This is a genomic window from Caulobacter sp. 05T431, from assembly GCF_056665975.1.
On record NZ_JBFTKU010000024.1, the window covers coordinates 1 to 12,941 of the forward strand.

Here is a 12,941-nt window from a genome sequence, read left to right on the forward strand (position 1 = left end):
CGGCGGCGGGAGCGCCGGCGGCGGGGGCCGGAGCGGCGGCGGCGACCGGAGCGGCCGGCGGCGCGGTCTTGGTCTTCACCCAGGCGTCGAAGTCGGCCTGGCTGACGACGTGGATCTCGATCGGCATGTTCGAGTGGTCGACGCCGCAGAGTTCCGAGCACTGGCCGTAATAGACGCCGATCTTGTCGGCCTTGAACCAGGTTTCGTTCAGGCGGCCCGGGATGGCGTCGGTCTTCAGGCCGAAAGCCGGCAGGGCGAAGGCGTGGATCACGTCGGCGCCGGTGACCTGCACGCGGATCACCTGGTTCACCGGGACGACCATCGGCTTGTCGGCGGCCAGCAGGTACGGCACGCCCTTGGCGTCGGCCTCTTCCTTCTTCAGCGGCACCGAGGTGATCTCGCTGATCTTCTGGTCGGGATATTCGTAGCCCCAGTACCACTGGTAGCCGGTGGCCTTCACCGTCAGGTACGGCTTGGGCATGTCGTTGTAGGCGAACAGCAGCCGGAACGAGAAGATGGCGATGACCATCAGGATCAGCACCGGACCGACGGTCCAGATGATCTCGACGGTGGTGTTGTGGCTGAACTTGGCCGGGACCGGGTTGGCCTTGGCGTTGTACCGGATCACGATCCAGATCAGCAGGCCCAGGACCAGCAGGGTGATGCCGGTGATGATCGGCATCAGGATGTGGTTGTGGAAGGCGATCGCCTCGTACTTCAGCGGCGAGGCCGCCTGCTGGAGGTCATAGGCGCCGGGGGTCGGCTGACCCAGCAGTTCGGCGCCCTTGGCGAGGGCTTCCCCCGCGAACACGCCCGAAAGGGCCATCGTCGTGGCGGCGACGGCGGCTACGCCCGTCAACTTCCGCCGCATCCCCTGAATTTGCGCCTTCATATCCCTCACGGCCCGTTTCGGCGGCGATTTGGCGTCGCGATGAACCCCACGCCGCGCCGACATGCACAATACGACCAGCGACACGGGACTTAGGCAATCGACTTCGTCAGGCGACGGGGAATCGAAGGCTGGGGTCCCGGCGTCTCTGGCCGGTCGCTGGCGTGCATACGCGCTCCAATCCCGGTTGCCAAGCACCAGAGGCGTTCGCCTGAACGCCATGCCGGGAGTAAGGGCTTTCCACCTGAGAACCACTCTCAACAACCGCCCCTTCAGGGCGTTTTCGAGCTACGTACCATTACTAACTTGTAACGCCAGCTACCTTGCAATGGACACTACCTTGCGTCACAAGGGTGACCAGCAACGGGAACCTATCGCCGTGACGGAAGCCATCGAAGTCCAATTGAAGAAGGGGGTGCTGGGACTGTGCGTCCTGGCCCTGCTGTCGAAGGCCGACAGCTACGCCTACGAGATCGCCAGCAAGCTGGCCAAGGCCATCGACATGGGGGAAGGCACCATCTACCCCCTGATGCGCCGCATGCAGTCGGACGGCCAGGTCGAGACCTATCTGGTCGAGTCCCAGGCCGGTCCGCCGCGCAAATATTACCGCCTGACCGAAGCCGGTCGGAGCAGCTTCACGGCCCAGAAGGCCGAATGGGCGGCCTTCAGCTCGGCCGTCGAAAACATCCTGGGAGCCGCCGCATGACGCGCGCCGAATTCCTCGCCCGCCTCAAGCGCGGGCTGGCGGGCATGCCCGCCGCCCAGATCGCCGACATCGTCGCCGACTACGAGGCCCACTTCAACGACGCCCAGGAGGCCGGCCGCAGCGAGAGCGAAGTCGCCGCCGCCCTGGGCGAACCCGAAAGGCTTGCTCGAGAACAGCGCGCCGAGCAGGGGGTCAAGCGCTGGGAGGAGACCAAGAACCCCTCGGCCGCCGCCGGGGCCATCTTCGCCATCCTGGGCCTGGGGGCGCTGGACATCTTCATCCTGGCCCCCGTGCTGATGGGGATCCTGGGGACGCTGTTCGCCTTCTTCATGGCCGCCATCGCCATCTTCGTCGCCGGCGGCGCGGTGGCCACGGTCGGCCCGTTCGCCAGCCAGCCCGGCGGTCCCGCCGTGGCCTTCCTGCTGGGTATAGGCCTGATGGCCGGGGCCACGGCCTGGGCGGCCGTCACCGGCCTGCTGAGCATCTGGCTGGTCAACGGCCTGGTCTGGTTCGGCCGCCTCCACTACCGGCTGCTGAAGCCGGCCATCGAAACCCAGGTCTGAGGGGACCGCCATGATCCGCAACCTGACCATCGTCGCCGTCGCCAGCTTCGTGCTCGCCGTCGGCTGCTTCGCCGGCGCCGCCGCCCTGGGCGGGCCCGAACTGCTCAAGCACGGCTGGAACTTCCCCGCCGACTGGAACATCGACATCAGCGACGACCATGACCACGTCCGCTTCAGCCGCGACGACGACCACGGCGACGGCGGCGACGCCACCACCCGCGACCTCGCCTGGAGCGGCGGGGACGCCTTGCAGATCGACGTGCCGGCCGAGGTGATCTTCACCCAGGCCGCCGCCGGGGCCGGCGGCAGCGTCAAGGTGACCGGGCCCAAGGACCTGGTCGACCGGGTGACGATGGAGAACGGCCGTCTGGGCCTGCGCGACGGCGACGGCGACATCGTCTTCCACGCCCGCCGCGACAGCGACCAGCTGTCGATCGAGGTGATCGCCCCCGGGGTGCGCAGCTTCACCGTCAACGGCAGCGGCGACCTGCACCTGAAGGCCTATGACCAGCCCGACCTGGCCCTGGAGATCAACGGCAGCGGCAATGTCGAGGCCGAGGGCAAGGCCAAGAAGATCGACCTGCGGGTCTCGGGCTCGGGCGAGGCCGACCTGCGCAGCCTGGACACCGGCGACGCCAAGATCGCCCTGGCCGGCAGCGGCGAGGCCCACGTCGCCCCGCACGGCGCCGCCGAGGTCGACGTGGCCGGCAGCGGCGATGTCTACCTGACCAGCAAGCCGACCGTGCTCAGCTCGAACGTCGCGGGCTCGGGGGAAGTGCACCAGGATTGGTGAGCCCCTTCATTTCAACCGTCATCCCGGGCCTTGTGCCCGGGACCCCTGGTTCAGCTGACACGTGAGACGCAAGCGGTTCGCCAGCGAACCGCCCCCTCCGCACCTGCGGCGGACAGAGGGGTCCCGGGCACAAGGCCCGGGATGACGAGCGGAAAATGGCGGCGCTCCTGACTTCAACCCGCGCCGAATCGTCGCCCGGGTGATGACGCGGACGGATGAAACGCTTACCTGTGAGCCCATGAACGCTCCCATCACCGCCCCTTCCCTGCTCGCCTCGGCCGATGTCGATCCCGAGCGCGCCCGCGCCATCCTGGGCGAGGCCCTGGCCGGGGCCGACGACGGCGAGCTGTTCGTCGAGCGCTCCGAGAGCGAGGCCTTCGTGTTCGACGACGGCCGGCTGAAGAGCGCCTCCTACGATTCCGGCGAGGGCTTCGGCCTGCGCGTGGTGGCCGGCGAGACGGCCGGCTACGCCCACTCGGCCGAGATATCCGAAGCCGCCCTGGGCCGCGCCGCCGATTCGGCCAAGCTGGCCCGCCGCGGCTACGCCGGCGTCAGCGCCGAGGCCCCCCGCGCCACCAACGAAAAGCTGTACGGCGAGGACGACCCGGTCTCGTCGCCCGCCTTCTCCGACAAGGTCAGCCTCCTCCAGGAGATCGACGCCTTCGCCCGGGCCCGCGATCCGCGCGTGGTCCAGGTGATGGCCTCGATGGCCGGCGAGCGCCGCGTGGTCGAGATCCTGCGCGCCGACGGCAAGCTGCTGCGCGACGTGCGCCCGCTGGTGCGGGTCAATGTCCAGGTCACCGTCGAGAAGGACGGCCGCCGCGAGGCCGGCTCGTCGGGCGCCGGCGGCCGCGCCGGCTTCTCGGCCTGGATCAGCCCGGACAAGTGGCAGGCCCAGGTCGACGAGGCCCTGCGCATGGCCCTGGTGAACCTCGACGCCGTGGCCTGCCCCGCCGGCGAGATGGACGTGGTGCTGGGCCCGGGCTGGAACGGCGTGCTGCTGCACGAGGCCGTCGGCCACGGGCTGGAGGGCGACTTCAACCGCAAGGGCATCAGCGCCTTCTCCGGCCGCATCGGCGAGCGCGTGGCCGCCAAGGGCGTGACCGTGTTCGACGACGGCTCGATCCCCGGCCGCCGGGGCTCGCTGACCATCGACGACGAGGGCACCCCCACCGAGCGCACCGTGCTGATCGAGGACGGGATCCTGGTCGGCTACATGCACGACCGCATGTCGGCCCGGCTGATGGGCATGAAGGCCACCGGCAACGGCCGCCGCCAGTCCTACGCCCACATGCCCATGCCGCGCATGACCAACACCGGCATGCTGGCGGGCAACGACGACCCGGCCGAGATGATCGCCTCGATGAAGAAGGKCCTCTACTGCGCCAATTTCGGCGGCGGCCAGGTCGACATCACCAACGGCAAGTTCGTCTTCCAGTGCACCGAGGCCTATCTGGTCGAGGACGGCAAGATCACCGCCCCGGTCAAGGGCGCCACCCTGATCGGCGACGGTCCCAGCGCCCTGACCCGCGTGACCATGATCGGCAACGATTTCGACTTCGATCCCGGCATCGGCGTCTGCGGCAAGTCCGGCCAGGGCGTGCCGGTGGGCGTGGGCCAGCCGTCGCTGAAGATCACCGGCCTGACCGTGGGCGGGACGGCGGTCTGAAAAACCCCTCTCTCACAGAGAGAGGGATTTCGAATGGCGCAACCCTTTGGTTTTCAAAACAAAACCACCCCTCCTCAAGGTGATCGCCGAAAACATTTCACAAATGTAATCTACCTTTCGGTTTTGTAACTAGGCCGGAAGCGCCCGCACGCACAGGTTCGCGGCCATCAAAGCGGGGGCGCTTTGGGGGTGAACGCGTCATGAGTCTGGCTTCCGTCATTTTCGCCCTGGGGCTGGCCGCGCCGGAAGCGCAGGCCGCCGCCCAGGCCACGACGCCCGAGGTCCCCGCGCCCGCCGCGCCGTCGGCCGACGCCCAGCGCGGCGTGATCACCTATCCGCCCAGCTTCTTCGCCGAGCAGCACCCCAGCACCGCCCTGGACATGATCAACCGCCTGCCCGGCTTCCGGCTGGACGGCGGCGACAGCGCCCGCGGCTTCGCCGGCACGGCCGGCAACGTGCTGATCAACGGCGAGCGCCCCACCACCAAGAGCGAGAACCTGCAGGACATCCTGGCGCGCATCTCGGCCACGGCCGTCGAGCGCGTCGAGCTGATCCGCGGCGGCGCGCCGGGCATCGACATGCAGGGCCAGACGATCCTGGCCAATGTGGTGATCAAGTCGACGGTCCAGGTCGAGAAGGTCGCCAACCTGCAGACCTATCTCTATCCCGACGGCCTGTTCGGCCCGCTGCTGGAGTTCCAGGCCTCGCGCCGGGACGGTGTGAACGAGTTGGAAGGCTCGCTGAAGGGCACGGTCGACCGCACCGACCAGACCTTCGACGGCGGCGCGCGTGTGACCAGCTTCCCCGACGGCCGGCCCACCATCAAGGAAGCCGTCAAGGGCTACGACCAGATCCAGAACTACGTGGCGCGTGGCGCGATCCAGCGCGCGGCCCCGGGCGGCAAGATCCGCGTCAACGGCAAGATCGAGTACTTCTCGTACGACCGCGACGTCGTCTACACCCAGTACGAGCCGGGCCCCGGCCGTCAGGACACCGGCGAGACCGACAAGAACTGGACCGGCGAATTCGGCGCCCGCTACGACGCCAAGCTGTCGGGCCGCACCGACCTGCAGCTGGTGTTCCTGCAGAACCTGGGCGACGAGCGCTACGGCTCGACCTTCGTCGCCCCCGGCCGCGACGAGGTCTATCGCGAGCACGACAAGACCGGCGAGAGCATCCTGCGCGGCGAGCTCAAGCAGCGCCGCTCGGCCGCCCTGTCGCTGGAGGGCAGCCTGGAGGGCGCCTACAACTTCCTGGACGGCAATATCGGCTACACCGCCAACGGCGCGCCGGTCGACATCGGCCCGCCCCACGTCAAGGTCGAGGAGTTGCGCGGCGAGGCGGCCGGCAAGGCGGTCTGGCGCGCCAATCCCAAGCTGAACATCGAGGCCGGCGCCCGGCTGGAGGTCTCGCGCATCACCCAGAGCGGCGGCGTGGACCTGGAGCGCAGCTTCTTCTATCCCAAGCCCCGGGTGGTGGTGACCTGGAACCCCACCGGCGTCGACCAGCTGCGGATGCGGATCGAGCGCGAGGTCGGCCAGCTGGACTTCGGCGACTTCATCGCCTCGGCCGACCTGACGGCCGGCAGCCAGGACGGCGCCGACGCCAACCTCGAGCCCCAGCGCTCGTGGGTGGGCGAGGTGGCGTGGGAGCGGCGGTTCTGGGGCGCGGGCTCGATCTCGGCCACCCTGACCCACTCCGAGATCCAGGACGTCGTCGACTACAAGCCCCTGCCCACCGGCGGCGACGCGCCCAGCAACATCGGCGACGGCCGCTCCGACCAGTTCGTGATCGCCGCCACCCTGCCGACCCAGAAGCTGGGCATCTCCGGCGGTCAGGTGAAGGCCCGCTTCTCCTGGTTCGACAGCGAGGTCACCGACCCGGTCACCTTCGAGAAGCGCCGCATCACCAACGCCACGCCGTTCGTCTGCAGCCTCAGCTTCACGCGCGACATGCCCGGCGGCAAATGGAGCTGGGGGGCCTCGACCAACTGCCCCAACGAATACAGCCGCTTCCGCTTCAACGAGGTGCGCACCCAGCGCGCCGAGCAGTATTTCGAGGGCTTCGTCGAATGGCGCCCGCGCTCGGACCTGACCGTGCGCACCACCCTGTCGAACTGGACGTCGCGCAACATCACCCGTGAACGGACGATCTACCAGGGCTCGCGCGCCGACGGCGTCGTGGACCGGGTGGAGTACCGCAGCCTGCCGTTCGAGCCGTACCTGTTCATCCAGGTGCGCAAGCGGCTGGGCTAGGCCGAAGGGAACTGCGCGTTTCGACTCGGGGTTAGTCCTTTGGCGGACCCGGGCTTCAGGTCCGAGCCGCGGAACGCCCCATGTCGTCCAGGTCCCTCAAGCCCCGCCTGCTGATCGCGTTGGCCGTCCTGGTCCTGGCCGGCCTGGCGGCGGGCGGATGGTGGTGGTCGGCCCGGCCCGATCCGGCGGCGATGAACGTCTATCCCGGCGTCAGCGGCCCAAAGCCCGTCACCCGGCTCGTCGTTCCGCCCCGCGCCGAGATCGCCCAGTTCGACCGGGGCGGCGACCACCGGCTGGCGATCCTGGTCACCGACCCCAATTCGGGCTGGCTGGGCCTGGTGCGCGGCCTGCGCGCCCAGGGCGTGCCGATCACCGTCACCCAGGACGTCGCCAAGGCGCTGAGGCACAAGGTGGTGCTGGTCTATCCGATCATCTCCGGCCGGGTGCTGACCGCGCCGGACCTGCGGGCCCTGGCCGGCCACGTCCGCGACGGCGGGACGGTGCTGGCCTTCAACCTGGCCGGCGGCGGCCTGGAGGAGCTGTTCGGCGTCGGCGCGGGACGCGAGGGCAGCGAGCGCACGCGCCTGACCTGGACCACCGCCGGCGCGACGCCCGAAGAGACCCAGATCGTGATCTCCGGCCACGGCGAGGCCAAGGTCGAAAGCGTCGGCTACGCGCCCGGGACGGCCAACGTGGCGGCCCGCTTCGACGACGGCTCGGTCGCCGCCAGCTGCCGCACCGTCGGGGGCCAGGCCTGCGTCCTCGGCGTCGACCTGGGCAACCTGGCGCAGCGCGCCATGAACGGCCGGGCCGAGTCCATGGCCCGCGGCTACGTCAACGCCTACGAGCCCTCGCTCGACACCCTGTTCTGGTGGATCAAGGACCTCTATGTCGCCGGCGAGCCGATGCCCTGGCTGGTGTCCAGCGCGCCGGCGGGCAAGACGGTGTCGATCCTGCTGACCCACGACGTCGACTACGGGCCGTCGGTCGGCAACGCCCTGGCCTATGCCGCCATGCTGCGCCAGCGCGGCCTGAAGGGCACGTTCTTCGTCCAGACCAAGTACATGAAGGACTTCAACGACCGGCCGTTCTTCGACGCCGCCGCCATCCGTGACGTCCACGCCCTGGTCGAGCAGGGCATGGAGGTCGGCAGCCACACCGTGGCCCACGCCGGGGCCTTCGAGGCCATGCCGCTGGGCACGGGCCGCGAGCGCTATCCCGGCTACCGCCCGTTCGTCCAGGACGTCGCCACGGTGCGCAAGGGCTCGGTGCTGGGCGAGCTGCGGGTGTCGAAGTTCCTGCTGGAACGGCTGGCGGGCGCGCGCGTGGTGTCGTTCCGACCCGGGCGGCTGTCCTATCCGTTCACCCTGCCCCAGGCCCTGACCGCGACCGGCTATCGCTATTCCTCGTCGATCACGGCCAACACGGTCCTGACCCACCTGCCGTTCCAGCTGACCCAGGACCGGGCCGACGGYGCCCTGACGCCGATCTTCGAATTCCCCGTCACCATCGAGGACGAGGCCCAGCCGCCGCTGGACCGGAGGCTGGACGCGGCCGACGCGGTGATCACCCGGATCGCGCGCCGCCAGGGCGTGGCGACGATCCTGATCCATCCCAACGTCACGGCCGGGAAACTGGATTTCGAGACCCGGCTGACCGACCGCTGGCGCGATCGCGCCTGGATGGGGACGGTCGAGGCGTTCGGCGACTGGTGGTCGGCCCGCGACGTCCTGGAGGCCGACGTCTCGCCGCGCGACGACGGCTGGGTCCTGGACGTCGCCGCGCCGCGCGGGGCGGCGGGCGTCGAGATCGTCCTACCCAAGGCCGGCGGGCGGAAGGTGGCGCTGGCCCTGCCGGCCGGCGGCCGGACGTCGGTGGCGATCCCGTGAGACGCCGTCGCGTCGGTCGCCTGGCGKGCCTGTGCGGCGGCCTCGCGACCCTGCCCGCGACGGCCGGCGCCCAGACCCTGATCTGGTCGGACGAGTTCGACGGCGCGCGCCTGGACCCCGCCAAGTGGACGGCCAGCCAGGACTGCTGGGGCGGCGGCAACGACGAGCGCCAGTGCTATGTCGACGACGCCCAGGCCCTCCGCGTCGCCGACGGGAGGCTGAGGATCACCGCCCGTCGCCGGGCCGTGACGGGCCGCGCCCGGCCCCTGGGCGATCCCTCGCCGGAGCGGGTCGACCGGCGCTACGCCTCGGGACGGATCCAGACACAAGGCTTGGCCTCGTTCCGCTACGGCCGCATCGCCGTGCGGGCCCGGCTGCCGGGGGGACAAGGGCTGTGGCCGGCGATCTGGATGCTGCCCGAACACGACAACTACGGCCCCTATCCACAGTCGGGCGAGATCGACATCGCCGAGGCCGTGAACCTGGGCGTGCGCTGCGCGGGCTGCCGCGACCGGGTGCAGGGCGCGGTGCACCACGGCCCCGGCCTGGCGGCCAACCGCATGTGGAGCGGCGCCGTCCGCCTGGCCCCGGTCGACGGCTTCCACGTTTTCGCCCTGGACTGGACGCCCCAGCGCATGACCTGGTCGCTCGACGGCGAGCCCTATTTCAGCCAACCCACCCGCAAGCCGTTCGACCAGCGCTTCCACCTGATCCTCAACCTGGCGGTCGGCGGCCGCTGGCCGGAGATCACCGGGCGGAAGGGCGTCGACGACAAGGCCCTGCCCGCCACGCTGGAGGTGGACTGGGTGCGGGTCTACGCGCTGCCCTGAGGGGCGGCGACCGCCCTACTTGGCGACGATCTTGATGATCCGCTTGGACGACGGCCGGCCCGACAGGCCCTTGCCGGGGGCGTAGGTCACCGTCAGGTCGCCGCCCTTGAGGCTGGCGCCGGGCTTGTGGCCCTCGGCCAGCAGCACGCGGGTGACGCGGGCCAGCAGGTTGCGGTCGCCGTCGCGGGCCATGCGCTCGAAGGCCTCGGCGGTGACGGTGGCGGTGTCGGCGACCAGCACCGAGGTGCCGGGGGTGGCGTCGTCGACGGTTTCGAAGGCCACCCGGTGCTGGGCCGCGCGGCTGGCGCGGGCGCTGGCCTGGACCAGGCGCTGGAACAGGGCGTTGACCGAAATGAACGGCGGCGGCTGGATCGAGCTGGCCTTGCCCATCAGGGCGGCCGCGTCGCCGGCCGGGCGCTCGGTGGTGAACAGGGTCATGCCGCCCAGTTTGCTGGCCCGCAGGACCGGCTCGCCCAGCTCGTTCTTGTAGATGGTGTCGCCGCGCGGCGCGGGCTGGGGCGACAGCACCCAGATCTCGGAGCTGTTCTCGAACTTCAGCAGCGGCTGGGGCGCGGCGCGGTCCAGGATGAAGGCGTCGCCGGTCTCCGCGGCCACGTAGCGGGCGACGGGCGGGGCGGGCGACTTGCGGGTCTCGCTGCCGCGATGGCCCAGGAAGGCGTCGCGCAGGCTGGATTGGGCATGGGCCGCCCCAGAGGGGGCCGCGCCGACGATGGCCGCGAGGGCGAACGCCAGCAGGATCGCCCAGCGTCCTGGCCCCGTCGTCACCGCCGATTGACTCTTCATACCCAGGGTCATGCCCCGCGACTGGGGCGAATCTTGGACCCAGAAGACCTTGTTGCCGCCACGCGCTTTCCCGAAGGACACTCTGAAATGCTTGGAAGAATTTCCCCGCCGGCCGGAATCTTCGAACCGGCGGGGAGTCTTCGTCAAGTCGTCATGTCTTTTTGAGGCGGCGTGTGGCGTTTGGGTGGCGCCTAGAGTCGGGGCGTGGCGGCTGTACGTTTCGCAGCCTCCCCCGTTTTCGTCATTCCCGCCCTTGTGGCGGGAATGACGGACCCAAATGGAGGTGTTGGAGGCTCTCTTCCCCCTAGGCCGCCATGTACTGGCCGCCGTTGATGGTCAGGGTGGCGCCGGTCACGAAGCCCGCGCGCTCGCCGGCCAGGAACGAGACCACGTCGGCGATCTCCTCGCCCTTGCCCAGGCGGCCGACCGGGATGCCGGCGATGATGCTGGCCAGCACGGCCTCGGGCACGGCGGCGACCATCTCTGTGTCGATATAGCCCGGGCAGATCACGTTGACCGTCACGCCCTTCTTGGCGTTCTCCTGGGCCAGGGCCTTGGTGAAGCCGATCAGCCCGGCCTTGGCGGCCGAGTAGTTGGTCTGGCCCATCTGGCCCTTCTGGCCGTTGATCGAGCTGATGTTGATGATCCGGCCCCAGCCGCGCTCGCGCATGCCCTCGATGACCGGGCGGGTCATGTTGAAGGCGCTGTCCATGTTGACGCGGATGACCTCGGACCACTGGTCGTAGGTCATCTTGTGCAGCATGCCGTCGCGGGTGATGCCGGCGTTGTTGACCAGCACCTCGACGGGCCCGAGCTCTGCCTCGACCTGCTTGACGGCGGCGGCGCAGTCGTCGAACGAGCCGACATTGCCCTTGACCACCATCACGCCCAGGCTCTTGGCGCAGGCCGCGGCGGCCTCCTCGTTGCCGGAATAGCCGGCCGCCACCTTCAGACCATCGGCCACGAGCCGCTCGCAGATCGCTCGACCGATGCCCCGGGTGCCGCCGGTCACGAATGCAACTCTCGCCATGATGATCTCCGCTGTGTTCCCCGATGGTTGCACGCGGGGGACGCCATGGGACAAGCCCCCATGGCGTCCGTCATGAAAAATTTGCCGAAACAGCCAATCAAAACAGACGTCTGATCGGCCGGCCCCTCAAAGGGAAATCGTCAAACCGCCTCGACGCACATGGCCACGCCCATGCCCCCGCCGATGCACAACGTGGCCAGGCCCTTCTTGGCTCCCGAGCGCTTCATCTCGTGGACCAGGGTGGTCAGGATGCGCGCGCCCGAAGCGCCGATCGGGTGGCCGATGGCGATGGCCCCGCCGTTGACATTGACCTTGGCCGGATCGAGGCCCAGCTCGCCCACCACGCACAGGGCCTGGGCGGCGAAGGCCTCGTTGCTCTCGATCAGGTCCAGGTCCGAGGCCTTCCAGCCGGCCTTCTCCAGGGCCTTCTTCGAGGCGGGGATCGGGCCGGTGCCCATGATCTCGGGCTCGACGCCGGCGTTGGCCCACGAGGCGATGCGGACCAGCGGGGTCAGGCCGCGCTTCTTGGCCTCGTCGGCGCTCATCAGCACCAGGGCCGCGGCGCCGTCGTTGAGGCCCGAGGCGTTGGCGGCGGTGACCGTGCCGTCCTTGGCGAAGGCGGGCTTGAGGCCCGAGATGCCGTCCAGGGTGACGCCGTGGCGGATGAACTCGTCCTTGTCGACAACCGTGTCGCCCTTGCGGCCCTTGATGGTGACCGGGACGATCTCGGCGTCGAACTTGCCGGCCTTCTGGGCGGCCTCGGCGCGGTTCTGGCTGGTGACGGCGAACTTGTCCTGGGCCTCGCGGGTGATCTGCCAGCGGGCGGCGATGTTCTCGGCGGTCTGACCCATGTGGTAGCCGTGGAAGGCGTCCCACAGGCCGTCCTTGATCATGGTGTCGACGAAGCTGAGGTCGCCCATCTTCTGGCCGTTGCGCAGGGCCTGGGCGTGCGGGGCCTGGCTCATGCTCTCCTGGCCGCCCACCACCACGATGTCGGCGTCGCCGGCGGCGATCTGCTGGGCGCCCAGCGCCACGGCGCGCAGGCCCGAGCCGCACAGCTGGTTCAGGCTCCAGGCGGGGCTCTCGACCGGGATGCCGGCGTTGACCGAGGCCTGGCGGGCCGGGCCCTGGCCGGCGGCGGCCTGCAGCACCTGGCCCAGGATCACCTCGTCGACGTCGGCCGGGGCGATGCCCGCCCGCTCGACGGCGGCCTGGATGGCCAGCTTGCCCAGCTCGTGGGCCGGCAGGCTGGAAAGGGCGCCGAGGAACGATCCGACCGGCGTGCGGGCGGCGGAAACGATGACGATGTCGCTCATGGCGAAATAGCTCCCGTGACGTGTTTCCGGGCGCTTCTCGCATCTGCGGCGCCCATGATTTTGCAGTGCGGCATAAACTTGCACAAAGCCGTGTCGTTCGTCACGCGCACATTTTCACGGGATGTTGCGAGTTCCAAGCACGGCCGGGACTGGCGCCCTGCCTTTGCATTCGCGATAGTGCGATGCGAAAAGGCGGA

Annotated in this window: 11 protein-coding genes; 7 read left to right on the forward strand and 4 right to left on the reverse strand. The window is 69.7% G+C overall.

The annotated features are described in order from the left end of the window. The coding region (gene coxB, locus AC1U89_RS19730) for a cytochrome c oxidase subunit II (RefSeq protein WP_479901353.1) at window positions 1-892 on the reverse strand (892 nt) is incomplete at its 3' end. A 376-nt stretch (window positions 893-1,268) separates the two neighbouring features. Between coxB and AC1U89_RS19735 the strand changes: the two genes are divergently transcribed. The 7 genes from AC1U89_RS19735 to AC1U89_RS19765 all read left to right on the forward strand — a co-directional run bounded on the left by AC1U89_RS19735 (window position 1,269) and on the right by AC1U89_RS19765 (window position 9,594). Further along, complete coding sequence (locus tag AC1U89_RS19735; protein ID WP_029908723.1) at window positions 1,269-1,595, forward strand: PadR family transcriptional regulator; 327 nt, start codon at window positions 1,269-1,271, stop codon at window positions 1,593-1,595. Further along, window positions 1,592-2,158 (forward strand): DUF1700 domain-containing protein, encoded by a 567-nt coding sequence (locus tag AC1U89_RS19740; RefSeq protein ID WP_479901354.1) that lies wholly within the window; start codon window positions 1,592-1,594, stop codon window positions 2,156-2,158. Before AC1U89_RS19735 ends, AC1U89_RS19740 begins: the two co-directional genes overlap by 4 nt. 10 nt (window positions 2,159-2,168) lie before the next feature. After that, a complete protein-coding gene (locus tag AC1U89_RS19745; protein ID WP_479901355.1) occupies window positions 2,169-2,951 on the forward strand; it encodes a GIN domain-containing protein in 783 nt (260 codons plus the stop codon). A 238-nt stretch (window positions 2,952-3,189) separates the two neighbouring features. After that, entirely contained in the window at window positions 3,190-4,620 is a 1,431-nt protein-coding gene (gene tldD, locus AC1U89_RS19750) for a metalloprotease TldD (RefSeq protein ID WP_479901356.1), read from the forward strand. A gap of 200 nt (window positions 4,621-4,820) precedes the next feature. Continuing rightward, window positions 4,821-6,875 (forward strand): TonB-dependent receptor plug domain-containing protein, encoded by a 2,055-nt coding sequence (locus AC1U89_RS19755; RefSeq protein ID WP_479901357.1) that lies wholly within the window; start codon window positions 4,821-4,823, stop codon window positions 6,873-6,875. 80 nt (window positions 6,876-6,955) lie between these two features. Continuing rightward, window positions 6,956-8,764: a polysaccharide deacetylase family protein gene (locus AC1U89_RS19760; RefSeq protein WP_479901358.1), complete on the forward strand. Its 1,809-nt coding sequence runs from the start codon at window positions 6,956-6,958 to the stop codon at window positions 8,762-8,764. After that, on the forward strand, window positions 8,761-9,594 hold the full coding sequence (locus AC1U89_RS19765) for a glycoside hydrolase family 16 protein (RefSeq protein ID WP_479901359.1): 834 nt from the start codon (window positions 8,761-8,763) through the stop codon (window positions 9,592-9,594). Before AC1U89_RS19760 ends, AC1U89_RS19765 begins: the two co-directional genes overlap by 4 nt. A gap of 15 nt (window positions 9,595-9,609) precedes the next feature. Here AC1U89_RS19765 and AC1U89_RS19770 read toward each other — a convergent pair whose 3' ends face one another. The 3 genes from AC1U89_RS19770 to AC1U89_RS19780 form a co-directional block, all read right to left on the reverse strand. Further along, complete coding sequence (locus tag AC1U89_RS19770) at window positions 9,610-10,398, reverse strand: DUF4908 domain-containing protein (RefSeq protein ID WP_479901360.1); 789 nt, start codon at window positions 10,396-10,398, stop codon at window positions 9,610-9,612. A 304-nt stretch (window positions 10,399-10,702) separates the two neighbouring features. Beyond that, a complete protein-coding gene (gene phbB, locus AC1U89_RS19775; RefSeq protein WP_029908739.1) occupies window positions 10,703-11,428 on the reverse strand; it encodes a beta-ketoacyl-ACP reductase in 726 nt (241 codons plus the stop codon). A 140-nt stretch (window positions 11,429-11,568) separates the two neighbouring features. Continuing rightward, the gene (locus AC1U89_RS19780; protein ID WP_479901361.1) at window positions 11,569-12,744 is read right to left on the reverse strand and encodes an acetyl-CoA C-acetyltransferase; all 1,176 of its coding nucleotides are present in this window, start codon (window positions 12,742-12,744) and stop codon (window positions 11,569-11,571) included. Between the last annotated feature and the right edge of the window lie 197 nt (window positions 12,745-12,941).

What these genes read in the sequence shown, in the direction of transcription:
- AC1U89_RS19770 (WP_479901360.1), bottom strand. Translation starts at nt 10,398, where the DNA reads ATGAAGAGTCAATCGGCGGTGACGACGGGGCCAGGACGCTGGGCGATC.
- AC1U89_RS19745 (WP_479901355.1), top strand. Translation starts at nt 2,169, where the DNA reads ATGATCCGCAACCTGACCATCGTCGCCGTCGCCAGCTTCGTGCTCGCC.
- AC1U89_RS19755 (WP_479901357.1), top strand. Translation starts at nt 4,821, where the DNA reads ATGAGTCTGGCTTCCGTCATTTTCGCCCTGGGGCTGGCCGCGCCGGAA.
- AC1U89_RS19740 (WP_479901354.1), top strand. Translation starts at nt 1,592, where the DNA reads ATGACGCGCGCCGAATTCCTCGCCCGCCTCAAGCGCGGGCTGGCGGGC.
- AC1U89_RS19780 (WP_479901361.1), bottom strand. Translation starts at nt 12,744, where the DNA reads ATGAGCGACATCGTCATCGTTTCCGCCGCCCGCACGCCGGTCGGATCG.
- phbB (WP_029908739.1), bottom strand. Translation starts at nt 11,428, where the DNA reads ATGGCGAGAGTTGCATTCGTGACCGGCGGCACCCGGGGCATCGGTCGA.